At 61.0% G+C, this 22,223-nt stretch carries 23 protein-coding genes; 15 read left to right on the top strand and 8 right to left on the bottom strand.

Translation table 11 applies throughout. The annotated features are described in order from the left end of the window. Positions 1–83 precede the first annotated feature (83 nt). Entirely contained in the window at positions 84–1,085 is a 1,002-nt protein-coding gene (gene glpX, locus Q4C89_RS01180) for a class II fructose-bisphosphatase (protein WP_303100780.1), read from the bottom strand. A 321-nt stretch (positions 1,086–1,406) separates the two neighbouring features. Between glpX and Q4C89_RS01175 the strand changes: the two genes are divergently transcribed. Next, entirely contained in the window at positions 1,407–2,729 is a 1,323-nt protein-coding gene (locus tag Q4C89_RS01175) for an acyltransferase (protein WP_303100779.1), read from the top strand. Between the two features lie 48 nt (positions 2,730–2,777). On the opposite strand, the gene trmD is transcribed toward Q4C89_RS01175, so the two are convergent. Genes trmD through Q4C89_RS01160 form a run of 3 tightly spaced genes read right to left on the bottom strand, consistent with a single transcriptional unit; the run spans position 2,778 to position 4,437 of the window. Beyond that, entirely contained in the window at positions 2,778–3,608 is an 831-nt protein-coding gene (trmD, locus tag Q4C89_RS01170) for a tRNA (guanosine(37)-N1)-methyltransferase TrmD (protein ID WP_303100778.1), read from the bottom strand. A gap of 2 nt (positions 3,609–3,610) precedes the next feature. Then, positions 3,611–4,174 carry a ribosome maturation factor RimM gene (rimM, locus tag Q4C89_RS01165; protein WP_303100777.1) on the bottom strand — a complete coding sequence of 188 codons (564 nt, stop codon included), beginning with the start codon at positions 4,172–4,174 and terminating at the stop codon, positions 3,611–3,613. After that, positions 4,171–4,437 carry a KH domain-containing protein gene (locus tag Q4C89_RS01160; RefSeq protein WP_303100776.1) on the bottom strand — a complete coding sequence of 89 codons (267 nt, stop codon included), beginning with the start codon at positions 4,435–4,437 and terminating at the stop codon, positions 4,171–4,173. The genes rimM and Q4C89_RS01160 overlap by 4 nt, the downstream gene beginning before the upstream one ends. Positions 4,438–4,623: 186 nt before the next feature. Here Q4C89_RS01160 and truD point away from each other — a divergent pair, with 186 nt between their 5' ends. The 12 genes from truD (at position 4,624) to Q4C89_RS01100 (ending at position 16,611) form a co-directional block, all read left to right on the top strand. Continuing rightward, complete coding sequence (gene truD, locus Q4C89_RS01155; RefSeq protein ID WP_303100801.1) at positions 4,624–5,685, top strand: tRNA pseudouridine(13) synthase TruD; 1,062 nt, start codon at positions 4,624–4,626, stop codon at positions 5,683–5,685. Next, entirely contained in the window at positions 5,682–6,047 is a 366-nt protein-coding gene (locus Q4C89_RS01150) for a hypothetical protein (RefSeq protein ID WP_303100775.1), read from the top strand. Before truD ends, Q4C89_RS01150 begins: the two co-directional genes overlap by 4 nt. Beyond that, positions 6,047–6,508: a DUF3293 domain-containing protein gene (locus tag Q4C89_RS01145; protein WP_303100774.1), complete on the top strand. Its 462-nt coding sequence runs from the start codon at positions 6,047–6,049 to the stop codon at positions 6,506–6,508. The genes Q4C89_RS01150 and Q4C89_RS01145 overlap by 1 nt, the downstream gene beginning before the upstream one ends. Positions 6,509–6,707: 199 nt before the next feature. Further along, on the top strand, positions 6,708–7,757 hold the full coding sequence (locus tag Q4C89_RS01140; RefSeq protein WP_303100773.1) for a PhoH family protein: 1,050 nt from the start codon (positions 6,708–6,710) through the stop codon (positions 7,755–7,757). A 166-nt stretch (positions 7,758–7,923) separates the two neighbouring features. Then, positions 7,924–9,012, top strand: coding sequence for a mannose-1-phosphate guanylyltransferase (locus Q4C89_RS01135; protein ID WP_303100772.1), 1,089 nt, complete (start codon positions 7,924–7,926; stop codon positions 9,010–9,012). Between the two features lie 199 nt (positions 9,013–9,211). Beyond that, positions 9,212–10,630: an undecaprenyl-phosphate galactose phosphotransferase WbaP gene (wbaP, locus tag Q4C89_RS01130; protein WP_303100771.1), complete on the top strand. Its 1,419-nt coding sequence runs from the start codon at positions 9,212–9,214 to the stop codon at positions 10,628–10,630. A 17-nt stretch (positions 10,631–10,647) separates the two neighbouring features. Then, entirely contained in the window at positions 10,648–11,880 is a 1,233-nt protein-coding gene (locus Q4C89_RS01125) for an oligosaccharide flippase family protein (protein WP_303100770.1), read from the top strand. Further along, positions 11,877–12,725: a glycosyltransferase family 2 protein gene (locus Q4C89_RS01120; protein WP_303100769.1), complete on the top strand. Its 849-nt coding sequence runs from the start codon at positions 11,877–11,879 to the stop codon at positions 12,723–12,725. Before Q4C89_RS01125 ends, Q4C89_RS01120 begins: the two co-directional genes overlap by 4 nt. Further along, on the top strand, positions 12,715–13,947 hold the full coding sequence (locus Q4C89_RS01115; RefSeq protein WP_303100768.1) for an O-antigen polymerase: 1,233 nt from the start codon (positions 12,715–12,717) through the stop codon (positions 13,945–13,947). Before Q4C89_RS01120 ends, Q4C89_RS01115 begins: the two co-directional genes overlap by 11 nt. 221 nt (positions 13,948–14,168) lie before the next feature. Then, complete coding sequence (locus tag Q4C89_RS01110; protein ID WP_303100767.1) at positions 14,169–14,963, top strand: glycosyltransferase family 1 protein; 795 nt, start codon at positions 14,169–14,171, stop codon at positions 14,961–14,963. Further along, positions 14,960–15,466, top strand: a complete 507-nt coding sequence (locus Q4C89_RS01105) for a serine O-acetyltransferase (RefSeq protein ID WP_303100766.1) — start codon at positions 14,960–14,962, stop codon at positions 15,464–15,466. Before Q4C89_RS01110 ends, Q4C89_RS01105 begins: the two co-directional genes overlap by 4 nt. Beyond that, the gene (locus Q4C89_RS01100) at positions 15,463–16,611 is read left to right on the top strand and encodes a glycosyltransferase (protein ID WP_303100765.1); all 1,149 of its coding nucleotides are present in this window, start codon (positions 15,463–15,465) and stop codon (positions 16,609–16,611) included. The genes Q4C89_RS01105 and Q4C89_RS01100 overlap by 4 nt, the downstream gene beginning before the upstream one ends. 1 nt (position 16,612) lies before the next feature. On the opposite strand, the gene Q4C89_RS01095 is transcribed toward Q4C89_RS01100, so the two are convergent. Both Q4C89_RS01095 and Q4C89_RS01090 read right to left on the bottom strand, forming a co-directional pair. Continuing rightward, complete coding sequence (locus tag Q4C89_RS01095) at positions 16,613–17,524, bottom strand: hypothetical protein (RefSeq protein WP_303100764.1); 912 nt, start codon at positions 17,522–17,524, stop codon at positions 16,613–16,615. Further along, a complete protein-coding gene (locus Q4C89_RS01090) occupies positions 17,521–18,675 on the bottom strand; it encodes an O-antigen ligase (RefSeq protein ID WP_303100763.1) in 1,155 nt (384 codons plus the stop codon). Before Q4C89_RS01090 ends, Q4C89_RS01095 begins: the two co-directional genes overlap by 4 nt. Before the next feature lie 70 nt (positions 18,676–18,745). Between Q4C89_RS01090 and Q4C89_RS01085 the strand changes: the two genes are divergently transcribed. Together Q4C89_RS01085 and Q4C89_RS01080 are read left to right on the top strand one after the other, a co-directional pair. Then, positions 18,746–20,164: a phosphoglucomutase/phosphomannomutase family protein gene (locus tag Q4C89_RS01085; protein WP_303100762.1), complete on the top strand. Its 1,419-nt coding sequence runs from the start codon at positions 18,746–18,748 to the stop codon at positions 20,162–20,164. A gap of 105 nt (positions 20,165–20,269) precedes the next feature. Then, on the top strand, positions 20,270–20,959 hold the full coding sequence (locus Q4C89_RS01080) for a transposase family protein (RefSeq protein ID WP_303100761.1): 690 nt from the start codon (positions 20,270–20,272) through the stop codon (positions 20,957–20,959). Here Q4C89_RS01080 and Q4C89_RS01075 read toward each other — a convergent pair. Both Q4C89_RS01075 and Q4C89_RS01070 read right to left on the bottom strand, forming a co-directional pair. Then, entirely contained in the window at positions 20,840–21,760 is a 921-nt protein-coding gene (locus Q4C89_RS01075; RefSeq protein WP_303100760.1) for a type I phosphomannose isomerase catalytic subunit, read from the bottom strand. The two genes, Q4C89_RS01080 and Q4C89_RS01075, sit on opposite strands and share 120 nt — an antisense overlap. A gap of 97 nt (positions 21,761–21,857) precedes the next feature. After that, positions 21,858–22,067, bottom strand: coding sequence for a transposase (locus tag Q4C89_RS01070; RefSeq protein WP_303100759.1), 210 nt, complete (start codon positions 22,065–22,067; stop codon positions 21,858–21,860). Positions 22,068–22,223: the final 156 nt, after the last annotated feature.

Below are 22,223 nucleotides of genomic sequence, written 5' to 3'. Positions count from 1 at the left end.
ACTCTCGGCCCAACTCGAAACGGAGCGGGGGCCAGTGCTGCTGTAGCGACTGGCCCCCACAGAACGTTGTTGGTAAGCAGAACTCAGACGCGAATCGTCACGCGGGCGTGGTCTTCTTCGAGGTGAACGGTGTCGATAAAGCGCACCACGCGGGTGGCGTAGCCCATGACCAGCGTGTGCGTCCGTGCCCCTCCCGCGAAGCGCCGCACGCCGCTGAGCAGTTCGCCGTAGGTGATGCCCGTCGCGCTGAAGACGATTTGACCGCCGGGCGCGAGGTCGTCGGTCTTGTAGATGCGGTGCTCGTCCACGCCCATCTGAGCGAAGCGCTCACGCATGGCGTCGTCCTCGGCAACGAAGCGGCCCTGAATTTCGGCCCCCAGGCATTTGCACGCCGCCGCCGACAGCACGCCTTCGGGGGCGCCGCCCGACCCCATCAGCGCGTGAACGCCCGTGCCGCGCAGACCGACCGCCAGGCCCGCAATCACGTCGCCGTCGCCAATCAGCTTGACCCGTGCGCCCGTGGCCCGCACCTGCCGAATCAGGTCGGCGTGGCGCTCGCGGTCGAGAATGGTAATCATCAGGTCTTCGATGTCGCGCTCCAGACTCTGGGCAATCACGTTCAGGTTGGCCTCGACCGGCCAGTTCAGATTGACTTTTCCGGCGGCAGGCGGCGGCACGATCAGCTTTTCCATGTAGCAGTCGGGCGCGTGCATCAGGCCACCTTTGTCGCTCAGCGCAATCACGGCGATGCCGTTGGGCAGGCCCTTGGCGGTCACGGTGGTGCCCTCCACAGGGTCGACGGCGATGTCCACCTCGTGCCGTCCGCTGCCGACCTTTTCCCCGATGTAGAGCATGGGGGCTTCGTCCATTTCGCCTTCGCCGATCACGACGGTGCCGCTGATGTCGAGCGAGTTGAGCAGTTCGCGCATGGCCTCGGTGCCCGCGCCGTCGACCGCGTTCTTGTCGCCCAGGCCCATGAAGCGGCTGGCGGCTAGGGCCGCGCCCTCGGTCACGCGGGCCGTTTCCAGCACCAGGGCGTGCTCGAACGAGGGTTGAGACGCGGAATCGGATTTACGCTTGGTCATGCCCTGAACGTAACACGCGGGCAGAAAAAATAGGCGCTGGGAGCGCTTCCAACCCGGCAACCAGGCGAGGGACGCGGGCCAGGAAAGAACGGGGTGCCGCCGCCCAGGTCAAGTCGCCATATTCGCCTCCAAAATGAGTATCCTTAGAAGTCGGATGCTAGCCACTTCATGGAGCGTGCCACGCTTCTCGCCCCCCACCACGTTCACCGCTTTACCTGCGCTGCCGTCACCTGCTTCCCTCGCCCGGAAAGCGGTGCCGGATGCCCTTGCCGTTCCGCTCTGGCTGCCCCCCTCGCCTGAGCGGACTCTGGGTGGGCGGCCATGAGTCAGGCCAGACGCCCCCCCTCGCCCCTGCTGCGTGGCCTGCGCCTGGGGCGTATCGGTGCGGCGCTCAATTATCTGTCCGAACAGGCGGGCTACCGCCCCGGCCTGCGCCGCCAGCTCCGCCAGCCGCCCTACAACACGCCCGGTCTGCCCTCACACTCGGCCATGGCGCTCATCCGCACGCGCCATCACGCCTCGGTCGCGGTGGCTACGTCACCGGCCGCGCCCGAAGCCCGCGCTCCCATCGCGGTCACGCACCAGACGATTTCGACGGCCCGCCTGAGCGCTGTGGACCTGTTCCGCGGCCTCGCCATCATGGAAGTGGTCACGCACCACACCACCACCATGACCATGCGTCACCTCGAAAAGGGCAGCGCCGCCTTCATCGGCACGGCGGCGGTCAACCAGATTCTGCACTTCGCGGTTCCGGCCTTCATCTTCCTGTCCTCGACCATCCTGACCCGCAGCCTGCTCAAGGACTTTCAGCCGGGGCGCTACTACTGGCGGCGGCTTTTGCGTGGCGGCTGGCCCTACGTGCTGTGGAGCATCCTTTACGTCATCTGGTACGTGGTCAGTGGGCGGCGGCCCCCCTCGGTGCTGACCAACCCCGAGCGCTGGGGCTTTTACCTGTTCTACGGCAAGGCCAGCTACCACCTGTACTTCATGCTGGTCGCCTTGCAGGTGTACATGATTTTGCCGCTGCTGCTGCCCATCGCCCGCAAGCGGCCTCCCATCTGGGTCGCGCTGATCGCTGGGGCTGCCCTGCAAATGGGCGCATACTTCCTCAACCGCGAGGTGCTGCGGGTGCCTTATCCGGCGAGTACGGTGCTGTGGTACGTGCTGCCCATCATCCTGGGCCTGGCCGTGGGGGCACGCCTGAGCGAGTTCTCCGAGTGGTTCCAGAAAAACAAGTTCATCCTGCTGGGCCTGCTGGTGCTGGTGTTCCCGCCCTACCTGATGGTCAGCCTCAACTATGTGCTGGGTCACGGGGTCGCGCCCATCGTTCACAACAGCCTGAGCTGGCTCTACAGTTCGCTGGTGGCGCTCTCGCTGCTGGGGCTGGCCTACCAGTGGCAGAAATCCGCTCACCCGCTGCGCATTCTGATTGCCATGCTGGGCACCGTCAGCCTTCAGGTGTACCTGATTCACCCGTTCATGCTCCAGGCGCTGGAAAAATGGTACGCCCCGGCCCCCAACGAACCCGCCTCGCTGACTTTCCTCATCTCGTTGATTTACGGCGTGGTGGTGTTGGTTCTGCCCGCCGTGCTGGGCCGCTTGCTCAGCGGGCAGCGCATCAGCCTGTTCCTGTTCGGTCGCTGAGATTCTTTAAGAAGATGGCCCCCGTTCTGGTCGAAGGGGGGCCGCTTTTTATTCTGCCGTTTCGGTATGTTCCGGCTCGCTGGGGGCCGGGGGGCGGCTCTTGCGGCGACGTTTGCGCGGGGGAGGGGGCGGAGGTGCGTTCCAGGCACTCAGTTGCTCGGCACTCGCGCCCAGGCTCAGCAGGGTAGCGCTGTCCTGAGAGGTCAGGCCCGCCGTGGGCAGCAGGTCGGGCCGCCGCGCCAGGGTGCGGGCCAGGGCCTGTTCGCGCCGCCAGTTCGCAATCGCCGCGTGGTTGCCGCCGCGCAGCACCTCCGGCACGGTCTGGCCCTGCCACTCCAGTGGGCGGGTGTACTCGGGGTAGTCGAGCAGGCCGCTGGAAAAGGAGTCGTCCCGGTGCGAAGCCTCGTCGCCCAGCACGCCGGGCCGCAACCGGGCGACGGCTTCCAGCACGCAGGCGGCAGCGGCTTCTCCGCCCATCATCACGAAGTCCCCGATGCTGAGTTCGCGGGTGACCAGTCCTTCAACCCGTGCGTCGAACCCCTCGTAGCGCCCGCACAGAAAGGCGAGGTGCCGCTTCCCCGCGAGTTCTTCGGCCACCTTCTGCGTAAACCGCTCTCCCGCCGGGCTGAACAGAATCACCTCGTCCGCCGGGGGCAAGGTCGCCAGGGCGCGGGCCGCCACGTCTACCCGAATCACCATGCCCGCGCCGCCGCCATAGGGCGTGTCGTCCACCTTGAGGTGCTTGTTCTCGGCAAAGTCGCGCAGGTTGACCAGCCGCACGTCAATCAGGCCGCGCCCCCGCGCCTTGCCCACGATGGCTTCCTGGGCAAAGGGGGCCAGCAGTTCGGGAAACAGGGTCAGGAAGGAAAAGGTCAGCACCCTTAACGTTCCTTCTCGCCCTCTTCCGGGTCGGCCATTTCAGCCTCGTCCGGGCCGATGAGTCCGGTGGGCGTGTCCGGCCCCATGCGAACCTCGCTCGGCTTGCCGCCCGCGCTGGGCAACTCCACGTAGGGCGCTTGCAGCGGCACGAACGACTGCCCGCCGCCGTAGTCCACCACCAGCAAATCCTGATGCCCGGCGTCCAGCACGTCCACCACTTCGCCCAGTCGCTCGCCTGCGGCGTTCAGCACGCTCAGGCCGCGCAGGTCGTGGTAGTAGAAACTGCCTTCTTCGAGGGGTGGCAGTTCGCTGTCGGCGGCGTAGACCTGAAGGCCGCGCAGTTCGTCGGCGGCCTCGCGGGTCGAGATGCCGGTCAGGTGCAGGACTGGACTGGGCAAAGACGGCTCGATGCGCCGCAGCCGCAGCCAGCCGCGCTTTTCGACGTACACGCGGGGCAGCGTCAGCACCTGCTGCGGGTCGCCCAGCACGTAGAGTTTGATGCCGCCCTGAACGCCGTGCGGCCCCAACAGGTGCCCCAGCCGGGTGGTGCCTGCCGGGGCGCTCATGCCTTGCGGGGGGCGTCGAGGTCGACGTTGACGCGCTCGCGGGGGTCACTGGTCGCCCGAACCAGGGTGCGGATGGCCTGAATCACGCGTCCCTGACGACCGATCAGGCGGCCTTCCTCGCCGGGAGCCACGCGCACCAGCACGGTGGGGCCGCGCCGCGTCACACGCACCAGCGAGGGCTGGTCGACCACGCACTGCGCCAGAAACAGGGCCAGGTCGGCAGGGTCACTTTTGGGGCCAGAGCTAGAAGACATGGCGGGCATTGTACCGGGCCTGCACGCCGAAATTCCTGCGAAGTGCCCGTCTGGGAAACGGGGGCCGCCCTCCCCGCCGTCCGACTTCTGGGCAACTGCTCTAGAATTCGGGGCAATGCTCAAGATTTTGCCGTGTGCCCAGGTGCGGGCCGGAGACCAGCCGTGAACCGGCCCGAGTCGCCGCCGAGCGACCACCTGACCTTCGACTGGGCTGCCCTGCGCGAGTCCACCGCCCTGCCCGGCACGGGGGGCGTGCTGCGCCAGTCTCCCGAAGACTTCCGGGTCGAAGAAGTTCCCGCCTACCTGCCGAGCGGCGAGGGCGATTTCGTGTACCTGTCGCTGGAAAAGACGGGCCACACCACCGCCCATGTGGTGCGCGAGTTGTGCGCCCAACTGGGTGTGCGTGACCGGGACGTGGGGGTGGCGGGCCTCAAGGACAGGCACGCGGTGACGACCCAGTGGCTCAGTCTGCCCGCCAAGTACGAGGCGCGATTGGGCGACTTTGCCCTGCCCGGCGTGCGCGTGCTGCAAGTCGCCCGCCACACCAACAAGCTGGGGCTGGGGCATCTGCACGGCAACCGCTTTACCGTGCGGGTACGCGGCGCGGCGGGAATGGCGGCGCAGGCGAGCGAGACGCTGGCGCATCTGGCGGCGGCGGGCGTCCCCAACTACTTCGGCCCGCAGCGCTTCGGACTGGGCGGCGTGAATGCCGAGGAAGGGCTGCGGGTGCTGCGCGGCGAGTCGAGCCTGCGCGACCCCCGCGTGCGGCGCTTTCTGACCAGCAGCGTGCAGAGCGCCGTGTTCAACGCCTTTGTCAGTCTGCGGCTGGAACGTGGCGTCTTTGACCGCCTGCTTGCGGGTGACATGGCGAAAAAACACGACACGGGCGGCGTGTTTCTGGTCGAAGATGCCGAAGTCGAAACCCCGCGTGCCCAGCGCGGCGAGGTCAGCGCCACCGGAACGCTGTTCGGGCGCAAAATCAAGCCGCTGACCGCCGAGGCCGGGGCGCTCGAAGCCGAAGCCCTGGCCCTCTTCGGTCTCACGCCGCAGGTCTTCGCGTCGCGCAAGGGGGATAGGCGGCTGGTGCGCGTCTTTCCCACCGGGATCGAGGTGCAGGCCCACGACGACGGTTATACGCTGGCCTTCACCCTGCCCAAAGGCAGTTTCGCCACCAGTGTGCTGCGCGAGGTGATGAAGACCGGGGTGGATGTCGCCACCGTGACGCCCGACAGCGAGGACGCGGAGGACGACGAATGAAGTTCCGGGCGTCCTCGCTGCTCCTCGCGCTCTTGCTGGGTGTGGCTGGCGCGGCCCCGAGTGGGCAGTTCAGCCTGCGGCTTTCCTACGGCGGGGCGCTGGTGCAGGGGCAGGTGCGGGCTGGGGGCGACGACGCCATCGTGGGCGTGTGGAGCAGCGTGGGCCGCGCCCGACTGCTGCGCTGCCAGCCCCGCTGTCAGGCCGTTTCTGCTCTGCCTGTCGCGCCTCTGCTGAGTCTGGGCAGCACCTCGGCGTACCGGGTGGTGCTGGGCGGCGAGTTCCGCGCTGGGCAGAAGGTAGGACTGACGATGCGGTTTCGCAGTGGGACGATCCTGAACACCTACGCGACCGTTCAGCGGTGATGGGCCTCTCCTCCCAGGAGCTGGCCCTGCGCCCGGCCTTTCTGACCACGGCCTATGGCCCGGTAGGGCAGCGCATCCGGCTGATTGAGCGTCCTGTCGCCCTGCCCCTCCCCGCTTGGCTGGAAGGCCGCTGGGCCATCGTGACGGCCTGGAATCCGCAGGGACAGGCGACCTCACCCGCGCTGAACCGGGAAGCCCAACTCCGGTTGCTGGAAGCGGTGCGTGCGGCGGGACTCTCTCCCCTCGCTGCCCTGAACGGCGCAGGCGAGTGGGCCGAGGACAGTTTGCTCATCCCCGGCGCGACGCTGGCGCAGGCTCGGGACTGGGGACGGCACTTCGGGCAACTGGCGGTTTTGTACGGGGTGGGGCGGCGGGCCGCGCTGGTCTGGGCGGGCGGACGGGTCGAGCGCCACTGGGCCGGGCTGGAGAAGCTCGCTGACGGCTCTCTAAGCACAGGATGAGCCATGCGGCCTATGGTGCCCGCCGACCCGAAGGCGCATGATGCCTGTAGGGGCTCAGGTTCCCAAATGTGGAGCGGCATACCTCGCCCTGACCGGCAGCGGCACACAATGAAGGTATCTGTATGCCCCTTTTCGCCTCTTTGCCTGCCCTCACATGTGGGGGAGGCGTGCGCGCATGCGCCGATACACAGGAGACAAGTTGACGGACTTCCAGACCAACCCCGCCCCCGAAGGCCAGGCCCCCGCCGCGACGGCCACCGTCACCCTGGCGGACCAGCGCGAGGCCTACGCCCTGCTCGGCCCTGGCGACGCGAACCTGCGCCGCATGCGTGAACTGACCCGGGCCAAGCTGATCGCACGGGGAGAAAAGGTCACCATTACAGGCGAAGCAGCCGACGTGGAGGGCGCACAGCGTATGGTGCGCGACGCGCTGGACGTGGTGCGTTCGGGCGGCGAACTGACCCCCGAGAGCCTGCTGCGCTCGGCCCGCCTGAGCAGCGAGGGCCGCAGCCTCGCTCAAGAGACCCAGGTCACGGGCCTGACCCTGCCACGCGGCCTGAAACCCAAGACGCCCGGTCAGAAGCTCTACCTCGACCTGATCGACAAGTCCGATATCACCTTCGGGGTCGGCCCCGCCGGGACAGGCAAGACCTACATGGCGGTGGCGATGGCGGTGCAGGCGCTCAAGAACAAGAAGGTCAAGCGCATCATCCTGACCCGTCCGGCGGTCGAGGCAGGCGAGAAGCTCGGCTTTCTGCCCGGCGACCTCCAGGCCAAGATTGATCCGTATCTGCGGCCCCTGTACGACTCCTTGCAGGACATGCTCGACCAGGAGAAGTTCGAGTCTTACCTCACCAGCGGAGTCATCGAGATTGCGCCACTGGCCTTCATGCGCGGGCGCACCCTCAACGACGCCTTCATCATCCTTGACGAAGCGCAAAACACCACCGGCGAGCAGATGAAGATGTTCCTGACCCGCATGGGCTTTTCCTCCAAAGTGGTGGTCACGGGCGACGTGACCCAGATCGACCTGCCGCGCCACATCACCAGCGGTCTGGCGATTGCCAAGCGCGTGCTGAGCCAGATCGAGGGCATCGGCTGGCACGAATTCACCGAAGTGGACGTGGTCCGTCACCCTCTGGTCGGGCGCATCATCAAGGCCTACGACATTGCCGAGCAGGCCGAGGAAGACCGCCGCGCCGCCCGTCGGGGCGACCTGGCCAGTATTCCCGAGGACGACCGCGACTGAGCGTCAGGCTTGGCCTATTCGGCTGGGAGTGCTTACCGCGCGGGCCTACACCTTCTATAAAGAAAGCTGACTCATTTATGAGAAATTCTCATGGATATGTCACTTCACTCAGCGCTTAAACTGAGGCGATGCGGTCCGCTGATTTTCGCCCCGAGGAGATGTTCAGGTGAGTAACTTCATCCCAGTCATTTTGGCAGGGGGAAGCGGCGAACGCTTCTGGCCACTGTCACGTCGGCACCGTCCCAAACAGTTTCTGACGCTGGATGAGTCGGGACGTAGCCTGCTACAGGCCACCAGTGATCGCCTCGTGCAACTCAGTGGGGGCGGAGACCGTGTGGTGGTCGTTACTGGCAACGATTACCGCTCTCAGGTGCTGGAGCAGCTGCCCGAGATGCCGATTGAAAACCTGCTGGTCGAACCTACAGCGCGCGATACGGCTGCCGCCATTCTGTACGCCGCCCTCTGGATTGCACGGGACGATCCTCAGGCCGTCATGGGTGTGTTTCCGGCGGATCACCGGGTCACGGACGCCGTGGCTTTCGAGCGCGTTATTCGGCGGGCCATTGAGGTGGCGCAGACCTCGGGGCGTCTGGTGACGGTGGGCATCACTCCAACGTTTCCGTCTACCGGCTACGGCTACATTCAGCAGGGCGAGGTGTTGCAGCCGGGTGAGTTGCCTGCGTTCTCTGTGACGCGGTTTACCGAGAAGCCTGATGCAGCGACTGCCCAGGCATTTTTGGATACCGGGCGTTATACCTGGAACAGCGGCATGTTTATCTGGAGCGTACAGAGCATCCTGGCGGCTTTCGAGTGCTATCAGCCAAGACTCTACGCGCAACTCCAGCAGGCTGTGTCGGTTGACGGCGGTGCTGCGCGGCGTGCCCGCATCGGTGAAGTCTTTCCCAAATTGGAGAAAATCAGCATCGACTACGCCATTCTCGAAAAGTCCGACCAGGTGGCGGTTATTCCTGCCGAGTTTGGTTGGGATGACCTGGGCGACTGGAACGCGCTTGAGCGGCTGCTCAAAGGCGAGGACAACAATGTGTCGGTGGGCCGCCATATCGGACTGGACACTGGTGGGGCCATTCTGTACACGACCAACGGCGATGACCTAATTGCGACTATTGGCCTCGACGATGTGGTCGTGGTGCGGGCCGAGGACGTCACCCTGGTGGTGCGCAAGGACCGGACCCAGGACATCAAAAAGGTGGTTCAGCGACTCAAGGCCCATCCCGAATTGGAGCGTTTCGCGTGACCGTCTCCCTGATTATGGGTTTCCCGATCACTTGGGCGCATGCGGAGGACGGTAACGAACCAGTCACCCTACCAATGGGTCTGGCTCTCCTGTCCAGCGAAGCCCACCAACGCCCGTGTCTGATGACCAATTTTCCCCCTCAGCAGAAGCTGTGGGCCAGCGGGCACCTGGCATGACCTCGCCGCCATCCTCTTCTCAGATGCATACGTCCATGGACAGTCGCCGTACTCATACCCTGCGCCTCTCTGAATTGCCGCAGTCGCTGTCGCTGGTGCTGGGTGACTTGCTGAGTGCTGCCCTGGCATTGCAGCTCACCTCGGTCTTTCTGGGGGCCACCGGCAGACCGGCCCTGAACTGGGGTGATGGCCTGATCTGGGTCGGGTTCTGGATTCTGTGGCGGGCATACCAGGGCCTGTATCCCGGCTATGGACGCTCGCCACAGACCGAGTTGCGCCTGCATACCGTTGGCACTTTGACTCTGCTGGGTGCCCAGATTGCGGCGGCTTTCGCGGTTCATCGGCTGATGCCCAGCGTCCCAGGTCTGTTGCTGCAATGGGGCTTGATTCTTGTTCTGGCGCTGATGGTGCGATACGGCCTGCGCGCTCTGCTGATCCGGAGCAGACAGTACGGGCGCTCTATCAGCGTTATCGGGGCCGGGCAGACTGCCGCCCTGACCATTGCCCACTTGAGGAATAACCCGGCCTACGGCCTCAATCCGGTCGCCGCCTATGACGACAACCTTGCGCTGCACGGCACCCTGCTGGAAGGTGTGCCTATCGTCGGCACGTTGGACGACGCCTTGAACGCGCCGCGCACGGCCCAGGCCCTGATCTCTATTCCAGGTGCCCGCGCCGAGGTGCAACAGCGGGTGGTCAACAGTGTCTACGCCGCCTATCCATTCACTTGGGTGGTCCCTGACCTTTTCGGAGTGCCCAACCAAGCCCTGCAACCGCACAACATCGGCAGTATCGCCAGTCTGGAGATTAAGAACAACCTTAGAAGCGTCCAGGCGCGGATGATCAAGCGCACCATAGATCTGCTGGGCGCTGGCCTGGGTGGGCTGATTATCCTGCCGGTGCTGCTGTTGATCGCTGTCGCCATCAAGCTCGACAGTCCAGGACCAGCGGTCTACCGTGCCCGTCGCCTGGGCCGTGACGGGCGTCCCTTCGACTGCCTGAAGTTCCGCAGTATGCACCGTGACGCGGAAGCCAAGCTGAGGGAAGTACTGGACTCCAATCCGGCCCTTCGGGCGGAATTCGAGGCCACCCACAAGTTGAAGGACGATCCCCGCGTGACTCGTGTAGGTACCTTTCTTCGTAAGACCAGTCTGGACGAACTGCCCCAACTGGGGAACGTGCTGAACGGCACCATGAGCTTGGTCGGGCCGCGTCCTATTGTTCAGGTCGAGGTTGAGAAGTACGGCGATATCTACGAGGTATACAAGCAGGTGCGTCCCGGTATGACGGGTTATTGGCAGGCCAACGGGCGCAGCGATACCAGTTACGATGAGCGGGTGGCGATGGACAACTTCTATGTTACAAATTGGACCCCTTGGCTTGATATCGTGATTCTGATTCAAACGGTACGAGTGGTACTCATGGGTAAAGGGGCCTATTGACTACCCTGGCTTCCAAGGTGACGGTTCTCAAGTCAACCGTTTGGTTGATGTCAGGTTATGTGATCCGACAAGCGGCGCAGGTGGTCACCTTTATCTTATTGGCGCGCCTGATTGGGGCCGAGGGATTTGGGATGTATGCGGCGGCCTTAGCTGCCGCCACGATGCTCTCGCCTTTTCTCGACCTTGGTGGTTACAGCTTGGTGGTTCGGGAGATTGAGAATGGGGAAGACGTACCGGTGGCAGTCGGCAGGGCGCTCACGATGAGCTTCTCAGTGGCCGTGCCGGTACTTGCGATCTTCATCGTTTTCAAGCTGCTGCTCCTCGGTGCGGTCCCATGGACGCTAGCACTATGCGTTTTCTTTGCTGAGGCCATCGCAAATCGGGTTATCAGCATCTCTTCGGGTGTGCACGTCGCTAAGGGCCTGGTCAAACGTAACGCTCTCATCGAGTCGTTGACCGGGATTACGCGGCTAATCCTCGTGTGTTTCTTGTCCGTCATGCATGGCGATGTCGTCACGTGGGGCGTCATCTATTTCGTACAAGCAGCCGTAGTGGCTGTCCTGATCCTACTCTGGATTTCGCGAAGCTGGGGCCGGATCATGTTCCGTCTGCCGAAGCCCTACCGTCCCCGTCTGATTGAGGGGGTACATTTCGCCTTCGGTAATGCGGCACTAACGTCCACTATGGAAGTCGACAAGCTGTTGATCACGCGTCTGGTGGGACTCCCGGAAGCGGGAATTTATGCGGCGGCGCAGCGAATCGTCATACTGACCAACGCTTTTCTGTTCTCCTTTCTTACCTCGGTTTATCCGAAGTTCTTCGAGTTCGGCAAGCACGGGCACATTCACAGTAAGAGATTTGCCCTGAAGCTACTGCCTGTCACCCTACTGTACGGGGCGATGGTGTTCGTCGCACTGTATTTTTTCGCGCCCTATCTGCCTCGGATCATCGGGAGTGACTTCGAGAATTCTGTCGTCAGTCTGCAATTTCTGTCGTTTCTGGCGGTCATTAACGCAGTGCATTATCCGCTGGCAGACGCACTTACTGGTGCAGGTTTGCAGAGCAAGCGAACGCTGCTCTACCTCCTTGCCCTCATCGTAAGCGTGATGGTTAATCTTATCTTCATACCTCAGTACGGTTGGTTTGTCGCTGTGTACGCGAATTTACTAAGCCAGATCATGCTTTCTATCTGCCTAGCGCTGTACACGGACAGACGAGCGTTCTCGTCTGAGTATCCGGGAGGTCAATGATGTTCTTTTCTTTAGTGGTTGCCACCCTCAACAGAGTGGATGAACTGGAACGCCTGCTATGCAGTCTCTCAAGCAGTAAGCACAGGGATTTCGAGATCATTCTGGTTGATCAGAACGCAGACCACCGTCTGGATGAGATCGTTCAACGTTGGTCACAGCTCTACCTTCTCAAGCATGTCCGTATAGAGAATCGCGGAGCAAATTATGCCCGCAATCAGGGGTTGCGCCTTTCCTGCGGCGAGATTATATGCTTCGCAGATGACGATTGCTGGTTTGACCCGGAGACGCTTGGAAAAGTTGAATACACTTTAAACTTTCATCAACTGGACGCTGTTTTTGGATGCGTAAGAGATAAAAGCGGTAAGCAATCTGTTGGAAAATTCCCGGAAGGGCCAGTCATGATTACAGCCCGAAATACTTGGGGCACTTCAGTTGAATCTGCTGGGTTTTTCAGGAGAGGGTTTTTCGAAGACTGTGGCCTATTTGATGAGTCAATAGGTCCTGGCCCAAATAAACGGTATGGAGCGCACGAGATCGATGATCTAATCATTAGAGCATATCAAAGGAGGAAAAAATTACTATTTGATCCATCCATCGTTGTTAGGCATGATCAAGTGACTGAGGGTGATTGGTCTAAGAGGTATTTGAGGGCTTATAAATACGGTTTAGGTATGGGTTACGTTATGGGTAAACATCGTGTAGCGACGGTCCACTTCCTCCCCTTTATTGTCAAGCCTCTGCTGATGTCCATGGTTATGCGAGTGATGAGGCAAAAGGAGCGGGCCGACTTCTACGAAGTGGTATGGAGATCTCGCCTACTGGGCCGACAGGAATATGGAAGTTAGAATCTCCAGATTCTTCAGACCCAGTTTCTTTATAGGCCTGATGTCCCTGCTGATTTGGGTTATCTACCAATCTATCTCGCCGATGACCTATCAAAAACTCTTTTGGTCACCAAAGACTGGAGATCTGCTCAGCAGCACGCTCATGCTGCTTGTCATCCTGATCACCGTGCTGTTCTGCTACATCGGCGAGAAAGTCAGCTGGCGCAGCAGGCTATCGAGCCAGAGCTCATCAGGATACGAGATTGTCGATCTGCCGCGGTGGTGGATCACCTCCGCGCTTATCATATGTTTGCTCGCCTACCTAGTTTGGTTCGGAATCGGAGCAGTCCGGGCGAACGGTTTCCTGCAGATCTATGCGTTATATCGAGCAGACGCCTTCTATGTTAAAGAAGTGATTCTCGCTCCTATTCCTGGCATCACATCGTTTACCCAACTGGGTGTCATTGCGTTGCCGCTCGCTCTGCTCAATAAGCGAATGGGGCGGCTTGAACAAACGCTTCTGGTGGCCATCTTCGTGCTGGCCCTGCTACGCAGCTTCCTGTTCAGCGAACGTCTGGCCCTGCTGGAAATTATCATCCCGGTCTTTATTGTCTCGGTAACCAAGCGTGGGTTGCATTTTGCGCAGATTTTACGAAGCTTTTCTCTCTTCGTTGTCTTCGTAATGCTGTTCTTCATCATCAATGAATCCCGGCGCTCCTTCACAGCGCGCGGCATCACAGATTTCGCCGACGTTTTTCTTCTTGGTATATATCGGTTTTTCGGCTATTACTTGACCAGTGTAAATAATTATGGGTTGGCACTGTCGAATTACGACTTTGCCTTTCCTTTTAACTTTACCTTCTCCAGCCTTTGGAGTCTTCCTGGGATGGGGAACCTCTATCAGATTCTCTTTCCCGGTAAGCAGTTCGATGCACCGGAATTGCTGGCGTTCAACCGGCTGAACCCGGAACTCAACGTCTTCACCACCGTAGGCTATTGGGTAATGGAATACAGCAGCTTGGCCACTCTGATCGTCGCTGCGCTCTATGGCTTTACTAGTGGGCTCATCTATAGCAAGGCAAAGGAATCTTCTTATTGGCTGAGCTTCTATTCAATATGGTTCATCGGAATTCTTGAATTCATGCGCATCTACTACTTGGGAAGCCCCCGGGTCTTCATTCCCTTCGTCTTTTTCGCCGTGACACTCCTTGTCGCGCGGAGCTACCTGAGGAGTTCAAGATGAAAACATATGTCAACCTACGTACTCTGTCTGGGTCGCTGACCGGGGTTCAGAGATATACGCAGGAGCTGACCAGCCGCATGTCCGGCCTACATCTTTTGGTGCCGGGCCAGAGTAAGGCGCAGGGGCACCTGTGGGAGCAGCTCGTCCTACCGAGCCAGTGCCGCGACGGGCTACTGTGGAGTCCAGCGAACACCGGTCCCCTAAGTGTCCGGAATCAGGTCGTGACCATCCACGACGTGTCAACGCTTGATCACCCCGAGTGGTTCAGCAGAAGGTTCTCGGGCTGGTATAACTTTCTGCTGCCCCGCTTGGCGCGGCAGAGCACGAAGATCATTACGGTTTCCGAGTTTTCCGGAGACCGGATCGCTGAGCGTTGTGGGGTCAGTCGAGGGAAAATTGAAGTCACGCCGCTAGGGGTGAACGATAGGTTCAGGATACGGGCTCCTGAGCCCGAGCAGAAGGCTGTCCTCTCCCGACTCGGGCTTACAGGTAGCAAGTACTTCCTTTTTGTCTCCTCGCTGGAGCCGCGCAAGAACATCAGCCGGATCGTTGATGCCTGGCGTTCCTGGGAGAATCGGCCGCCTGATCTCGAACTTGTCGTCGTCGGGGGAGAGAGCAAGATCTTCAGTCAGGGGGTCGATTCTAGTCAGGCAGCGGACCTGAAGCTGCTAGGGCGACTGTCCGACGAAGAACTCATTACCGTCTACCAGAACGCACACGCCTTCATTTACGTATCCCTGTACGAGGGTTTCGGACTGCCGATACTTGAGGCGATGGCGGCGGGCATTCCAGTTATCTCGTCGAACGCTGCTTCCCTGCCGGAGGTGGCGGCGGACTCCGCCCTAATGGTCGACCCGCTCGATACTTGTGGCATTCTGGAACACATGAAGAGGCTTTACGACGACCCCGTTTTGCATGACGAACTAGCTCGCAAGGGAGAAGAGCACAGTCGGAGGTACAGCTGGGAGAGGACGGCCCAGCTGACGCAGGACATCCTCACGGGGGTCCCTACATGAATATGCTGAATACCTTCATCAGCGATCTAAATGCTGTGGGCAGTAATCGCGTGCTCGCGGTGCTCTCCAACCGTGGGTTTCATGCCCTGGCGTTCTATCGGGTGGCCCATGAACTCCACCTTAGGAAGATTCCCCTAGTGCCGCTAGTGCTCTCCAGAATCATTCAGATTCTCTACTCAATCGATATTGATTATCGGGCCACTCTCGGACCAGGCATCGTCATAGTTCACGGTGTCGGCACCGTGATTGGCCAAGGGGCCATCCTTGAGGGCAGGACGAAGATCTACCACGGTGTCACGCTGGGGATCGCTGAACGCAAGTCCAGGGATGGCTTTCCGCATGTGCGGGAGGACGTGGTGCTCGGTGCGGGGGCCAAGGTCCTGGGGCCAGTAGTCATTGGAACAGGTGCTCGGGTCGGTGCCAACGCGGTCGTACTTACGGACGTGCCAGACTATTACAACGCCGTCGGGGTCCCCGCTCAACTCTCACCGAGGAAAAGATGAACCCAGCTTATATTCAGGACTGGCTGGCCGGTGGTTTCGCTGGCAGCGAGAAAGTGCTCGCTGAGATGCTGGCCACGCGTTCCGGACCTATCTATACCATGGTGCACCGGCCCGAGGATTTCGTGGGTACGCCTTTGGAGGCAGCCGAAGTCTACACTAGTGCCATACAGCATTGGCCCAAGGGAGTCAGCCACTACCGCACCTACCTGCCGTTTATGCCTTACCAGATTGAGCAGTTCGACCTGACGGCCTATGACACCATCGTGTCGAGCAGCCATGCGGTGGCTAAGGGCGTAATCGTGGGGGCGGGCCAGCTGCACATCAGCTATGTCCATTCGCCCATTCGTTACGCCTGGGATCTATATCAGCAATACCTGCGCGAAGCCAACCTGACCAGTGGGGTCAAGGCGACGCTGGCCAAAGTGGCGCTGCATTACATCCGGTTGTGGGACCACAGCACGGCCAACCGGGTGGACGTGTTTCTAGCCAACAGCGAGTATGTGGCCCGGCGCATCTGGCGTACCTATCGCCGCCCGGCCCGAGTGCTGTACCCGCCGGTAGATGTAGACCGTTTCGACCACACCCGCCCGCGTGAAGAGTTCTACTTCACCATGAGTCGGTTTGTGCCATACAAGAAAATCGACCTGATCGTGGAGACGTTTACCCGGTTGGGGAAGCCGCTGGTGGTTATCGGCACCGGCCCCGACTTCGACAAGGTCAAGGCACTGGCCGGGCCGAACGTGCAACTGCTAGGGCGGCAGCCGGATGAAGTAGTTGCCGATTACATGGCCCGCTGTAAGGCCTTTGTATTCGCTGCCGACGAGGATTTCGGCATTGTTCCGGTCGAGGCGCAGGCGGCGGGTGCCCCGGTCATCGCTTACGGCAAGGGCGGCACCCTGGAAACGGTAGTGGCCAACCAGACCGGTGTGTTTTTCGGGCAGCAAAACGTAGAGAGCCTGAGCCGCGCCGTGGCCCTGTTTGAAAGGAAAGCTGGAGAGTTCGACGCCACGTTCATCCGGCATCATGCTGAAAAATTCCGCCCCGAACGCTTCCGCGCCGAGTTTACGGCCATCCTGGAAGTGGCGGAGGCGGCCAAAGCGCAGGGTGAAGATCCCGAGAGGTCAGTGCTGTTGCTTCAATTTTGAATCAACGGCTATTTACATGATTCTTGGCAAACAGCAGCCCTAACAGCAGCCCCAACCCTAGGACGACACCCAGGCCAGCAAGGGGCTGTTCCCACTGCTGCCAGCGCTTTACCGGAGTAACTCGCAAGTCCTGGATATAAAACGTCGCCGTGCCGGTATGTTTCTCAATGATGGCTAAGCTGTCGTCTGTAGGCGTTCGCTCTTGCAGTGGGGAGGAAACCACGCTGAAGCGCTGTATCTCGGCCGATGGCTTCAGTGGCAGTTGCCCACTGATCAGCGTGCCACGACGGTCTGCGGTTACGATGCGGAGCACTTGTTCATCCAGGCGCAGCGTAAAGGTCTGCCAGTCTGCCGAGCTGAGCAGGCGGTAGGTCAACACTTGTGGGCCGTCAGCTTGTACGAAGGCATCAACCTGTTGACCCGTTGCCTGCTGGTAGGTTGAAGGATAAGGTGGCTGAACGGCACCGTAGATCCGGCCAGTTTGCGTCCCGGTAAAGACTTGTAATGGCGCAAATTCAAGTCGCTTAAGTGATACAGCCATATCACTGAGATCTTGCGGCGCAAACGGCTTGAGACGCGGGTCCAGGTTGCTTTTGTCAGTCAGTATTTTGAGTTCATTACGCCCAGTATGCAAATTCGCGGGCAGTATCACGTCAAAATCCTGGGATTGTCGTGCTGCCTTGAGCGTCGTTAGTGTTTGACCATTGAAAAACACGCTCAGGCGCTGCTGGGTATAGGGCAGGTTAAGGCTTAGACGAACCTCTGCCTGGACTGCCCGTGTGGCCTTTACTTCGACAGTCGTGACCTTGCCCAACGTCCAACGGCCCCAATCCTCCTGGCCACGAAAGCCACTAAGGTTTCCTAGATGCAGGCCCGGCAGATCGGGGCTGACGGTAGGCACTACGCGGCTCATGCGTTTCTCCGGGGGGCGATAAGTACCAGCCCTACGCATACCCACCACAGCTCACTGAAGTGTGGACTGGGTACAGCGATGACCACATCCACCACGTTCATAGCGGTAAAGCCGTACAGCACCGCCAGCGTAAAGGGGTCGCCCACCTGCACGCTGCGCCATAGCGCGTACCCCATCACAGCGAGCAGGCCGGTCAGGCCGATGACACCACTTTCCAGCAGCCAGTGCAGCCAAGCGTTATGAGCGATCAGCCAGACACTTGACCAGCGACTCAGCTGCTGGGGGCACTTGATTTCGTTGCGTTCCAGTGTGGGCGTGAGCTGGCAGCCGTCCTTGAAAAGGTAGGTCAGGTATGGCCCGCCCTGGTACGGGCCCACGCCGCCCAGAGGTGACGTTTGCCAGCCGCGAATCGCATCTTGCCAGACATACTCACGTCCACTGGTCTGGTCGTTGAGCAGGCGGTCAAGTGGCTTGAAGGGGACATTGAGACTGGTCGTGGCGAAGGCGGAGAGCACGACGGCGGCGGCAGGCAGCATCACCCACCAGCGGCGGCGCTGCCCCCCGAAGGCGAGGGCGGCCAGCGAACCGACGCCGAGCGCCAGCAGTGGCCCCCGGCTCCCAGCAGCGGCGAAGGTCACCAGAGACAGCAGTCCGGCAGGCCAGCGCCACCAAGCTGCTGCACCGCGCCAGAACATCACCAGCCACACCGCTACCACCGCCACCAATCCCAGAGAAACGACGTAGTAGTAAGGGTGTCCAAGTCGCTCCTGCACGCCGGTCAGCCCCTGGGTGGTCATGGTGTAGGCCCAGGCCGAAACGAAGATGACCAGCTGACCCCACAGCAGGGGGCGCAGGTAGCGGCTTTCGCGCAGATAGGTGCCGGCAGCAATCATGGCCAGGATCAGCAGGGTGCGGGCGGCGGCGAGGGCCACCGACAACAGGGGCGCGGGCGTAAATAGGGCCGCAATCAGTTGGGTGGCAGCGAAGAAAAAGAGGATCCGGCGGGCAGTGAGCGGCAGGCTCCGCAGCTTGCCCAGACACGCCAGCGCCACCAAGTACAGCGGAGGAAAGACAGGAGTCAGGGCCAGCAAGCCGCTGAGCCAACCGGGAAATGCCCGCGACGAGGCGGGCCGCGTCGAAGGGGCACTCACGGGCTGAAGTATATGTTGCCGCGTTGACCCAAGCTTCAGGTTACCCTGCTAGATTCTGAGTGGAGACAAGATGCCTATTAAATTCGGAACGGATGGCTGGCGCGACATCATTGCTGAGGACTTCACCTTCGAGAACGTGCGGACGGTAGCCAGGGCGCATGCCCAGGTGCTGCGAGCCAGCGGTGCCCGCTCGGTAGCGGTGGGGTTCGACACCCGCTTTCAGGGGCAGGCCTTCGCCCGAGTGGTTGCCGAGGTGATGGCCGCGCAGGGCTTGGACGTTTGGCTGGCGAAGGAGTACCTGCCGACGCCCGCGCTGTCCTTTGCCGTGGTGCATCATGAAGCAGGTGGAGGGGTCATGATCACTGCGTCGCACAACCCGCCGCCGTACAGTGGCTACAAGATCAAGGGTTCGTATGGCGGTAGTGCGACGCCCGCCGTGGTAACCCAGATCGAGACTGCCCTTGCCTCTCCTGAGGAGTACCGCGGGCCGCACGGAGAGATACGGGACCTTGATATCCGGCAGGCGTACTACGAGCAGCTTGACCGGCAACTTGACCTGCCCACCTTGCGCGGTTACACCGGCCGGGTTATTCACGACCCGATGGGTGGCGCGGCTTGCGGCTGGCTGACTGGCTACGCTCAGCACGCGGGGCTCCAGCTCATCCTGGAAGAACTTCATGGCCATCCCGATCCCCTGTTTCACGGCGTCAACCCGGAGCCGATAGTGCAAAACTTAGGCGAACTGGTGAGCTGCCTGACCAATGAAACGGGACAGGTATTGGGTGTTGTCACCGATGGAGACGCCGACCGGGTGGGCGCAGTTACGGCAGGTGGGCATTTTTTCAACAGCCACCAGGTTTTTGCGGTGTTGCTGCGTCATCTGCATGGGCGCGGCATCCGGGGTCGGGTCGTCAAGACTGTGTCGGGCAGCCGCGTGATTGAGCTGCTGACTCAAAAGCTGGGCCTGGAGTTGCTGGAGACGCCAGTGGGTTTCAAATACATCACCGACGCCTTCTTGGAAGGTCAGCAGGACGCAACCAAGGCGGTGCTGATGGGAGGCGAGGAATCTGGCGGTCTGTCCTCACGCGGGCATATCCCTGAGCGTGACGGGCTGCTCAACAGTCTGCTAATGATAGAGGCCATGGCTGCCAGTGGCAAAAGCCTGGATGAGCTGTTTGCTGATATCGAACGTGAAGTGGGTTTTCGACATGTCTATGACCGCGCCGATTTGCACCTAAGTCCTGCGTTTGATAAGGCGGCCCTGATGACAGCCGCGCAGACGTATGGTGAACTGGCCGGTTACGTGGTGACCGGGGTTAAGGCCTTCGACGGAGTCAAGCTGGCCCTTGAAGGCGACGCCTCAGTGATGTTCCGGGCATCAGGAACTGAGCCGGTCGTGCGCGTCTACGTGGAGGCGCAGTCCTCCGAAGCAGTGGCGACCATCCTTGGTGAGGCCGTGAGGCGTGTACGCAGCTTTGACCGCTTATGAAGGTAGGGAATCTCAGGACTTCGGCGTGAATAATACCCGCAAGAGTGCAGTTGTGATACGAGTTTGAAGTAAAGATTTCCGATCAAGCCTTGGGGAGCCAATCCAATGGAAGCTGGTCGCCCGGGACACGAGAGCCACCAGGATCATGAGCCAGGCACGGCGGGTATCGACTACCTACCGGAGTTCGGCCAAGCGGTGTTGTGGCCTGCTGGCGGGCGAATCCAGATTGATGCGACGAGGTTCGCTCTGGGGGAGGGGGTTTCCTGGACTTACGTCGTTCTGGACGTCGAAACTCGTGTGGTGCTGAACATTCATGTGGTGCGGTCGCTCTCGGCTCGCAGCGCGGTCACCGCGCTGCGAGGAGGTATTGATGAACTGAAGAAGCTGGGCATGCAAGAAGCAGTCGTGGTGATGTCCGACGGCGGCTCGGACTTCACGTCTCATGAGTTTGGAGCTGCCTGTGACGAGGTGGGAACCTGGATCAGAGCAAAAGTGTCGCAGAAGGGTGGAATGGGCATTCTGGTGCGGGTGAACCGCACGCTGAAGTACGAGTTCATTTTCCGCGGGGAACCCAAGTCAAAGGCGGAACCAGCGCACTCTGCGCTGGGTTCCGCACCTGGTATAAAGCAGGGGACGGAGAGAATCTCGTGTTTTCTGGAGTACTACCGAGCACTCTCAGGGCAGACGGCTGCTGAGCACCTCGAAGTCGCCACTCAACGCATAGCGGCCCAAGCCAGCAGGCACCAGAACCGATTCATAGGGATTAAGCGTCCAAGCCACTCCATCGACATGTAACGTGGCCTCACCGCGAAGCACGGTCAGGGCATGGAAGGTGTGGGCCGCAGTGTCCCGTTCCAGCGGAGTGCGGCCCGGGGTCAGACGTTCCAAGACGAAGTAGTCGCAACGTAGCAGCTCCTGTACGCCATCTACAGGAGAGAGGTGCTGCAGCTCGGCGGTAACAGCCTGGGACACTTCGGCGCTCTGTGACAGGTGCAGTACCCGACCAGCCGAAGCCGGGCGGTCCCAGTCATAGATGCGGTAGGTAATGTCGCTGCTCTGCTGCACCTCATAGAGAAGAATGCCTGGCCCCAAAGCGTGGATGGTGCCAGCCGGAATCATCAGCGAATCGCCGGGGCTGACTTCCCGATACACGGCGCGGTTCATCACCTGCCCGGACAGGATGTCATAGCGTAGATCCTCGGGTGAGGTGTGCGGCGCGACACCGGCAATCAAACGAGCACCCGGCGCGGCATCCAAGATGTACCAAGCCTCAGTTTTGCCCAGCTTACCTACACCTTCCAGATGGGCGGCCTGATCATCGTTTGGGTGGACTTGCAGGCTCAGCCAATCGGCGCAGTCAAGGAGCTTGATGAGCAGGGGAAATCGGTCGCCCTGCGCTGCACGGCCCAGCAACTCGGTTGGAAACTCAGCGGCGAGCTGCGCAACCGTACGGCCTTCAAAGCTTCCGCCTCTAACCACGTTCTCTTCACCAATCGCCCACAGTTCACCAATGGGTTTCGTTGTTTCAGCCAAGCGTTGACCTCCCCAGACGCGTTCGACTGGCATGGCATGTAGGTGCAAGGGTGCCCAGTTCATGCCCTGAGTCTAAATGGTATGACTTGGCTAGTGGACTAAATCAATGGTCTGTGATTAGGGGGCCGTCAGGTGCCTGGATGAAAGGTCAAGCACCGAGTTAGCGCCTTGGGCCGATCAGGATCGCGACGGGGTTCTGACTACGCAACCGCACGGTCTCCACGGTGGACTTGATCCGCATGTACGTCTGCGAACCCGCCGCGTTCTTGCTGCACTGCGAGACCTTCCTCGCCATCACCACTGTCCGCAGGCTCCGTTCCGCTGCATTGTTCGTCGGTGGAATGTCCGGGTCCTTCAGGAACCGCCACAACCGATCCAGTACGCACTGCTTCAGGAGGCCCAGTCGAACCTCACATGCTGCCAAGTCAATGGCCTAGCGTTTGAATTCGGCGGTGTAGGTCTTCCTGGTCCTTACGGGTTTGCCTCCTATGGTGAGGCTCAACTCCACCGACTCAAAACTGGCTCA

It is taken from the genome of Deinococcus sp. (assembly GCF_030523985.1).
In the GTDB taxonomy this organism is placed as follows: Bacteria; Deinococcota; Deinococci; order Deinococcales; family Deinococcaceae; genus Deinococcus.
Note: the sequence above shows the minus strand (reverse complement) of the source record. Positions and strands in the feature narration are given on the sequence as shown.

Bases quoted from the DNA above. Each gene is read 5' to 3' on its own strand.
- Q4C89_RS01100 (WP_303100765.1), top strand. From the start codon at position 15,463: ATGAACCCAGCTTATATTCAGGACTGGCTGGCCGGTGGTTTCGCTGGC.
- Q4C89_RS01115 (WP_303100768.1), top strand. From the start codon at position 12,715: ATGGAAGTTAGAATCTCCAGATTCTTCAGACCCAGTTTCTTTATAGGC.
- Q4C89_RS01105 (WP_303100766.1), top strand. From the start codon at position 14,960: ATGAATATGCTGAATACCTTCATCAGCGATCTAAATGCTGTGGGCAGT.
- Q4C89_RS01160 (WP_303100776.1), bottom strand. From the start codon at position 4,437: ATGCCCGCCATGTCTTCTAGCTCTGGCCCCAAAAGTGACCCTGCCGAC.
- rimM (WP_303100777.1), bottom strand. From the start codon at position 4,174: ATGAGCGCCCCGGCAGGCACCACCCGGCTGGGGCACCTGTTGGGGCCG.
- Q4C89_RS01175 (WP_303100779.1), top strand. From the start codon at position 1,407: ATGAGTCAGGCCAGACGCCCCCCCTCGCCCCTGCTGCGTGGCCTGCGC.
- Q4C89_RS01075 (WP_303100760.1), bottom strand. From the start codon at position 21,760: ATGAACTGGGCACCCTTGCACCTACATGCCATGCCAGTCGAACGCGTC.
- Q4C89_RS01150 (WP_303100775.1), top strand. From the start codon at position 5,682: ATGAAGTTCCGGGCGTCCTCGCTGCTCCTCGCGCTCTTGCTGGGTGTG.
- Q4C89_RS01095 (WP_303100764.1), bottom strand. From the start codon at position 17,524: ATGAGCCGCGTAGTGCCTACCGTCAGCCCCGATCTGCCGGGCCTGCAT.
- Q4C89_RS01145 (WP_303100774.1), top strand. From the start codon at position 6,047: ATGGGCCTCTCCTCCCAGGAGCTGGCCCTGCGCCCGGCCTTTCTGACC.
- wbaP (WP_303100771.1), top strand. From the start codon at position 9,212: ATGCATACGTCCATGGACAGTCGCCGTACTCATACCCTGCGCCTCTCT.
- glpX (WP_303100780.1), bottom strand. From the start codon at position 1,085: ATGACCAAGCGTAAATCCGATTCCGCGTCTCAACCCTCGTTCGAGCAC.
- Q4C89_RS01085 (WP_303100762.1), top strand. From the start codon at position 18,746: ATGCCTATTAAATTCGGAACGGATGGCTGGCGCGACATCATTGCTGAG.
- Q4C89_RS01120 (WP_303100769.1), top strand. From the start codon at position 11,877: ATGATGTTCTTTTCTTTAGTGGTTGCCACCCTCAACAGAGTGGATGAA.
- Q4C89_RS01080 (WP_303100761.1), top strand. From the start codon at position 20,270: ATGGAAGCTGGTCGCCCGGGACACGAGAGCCACCAGGATCATGAGCCA.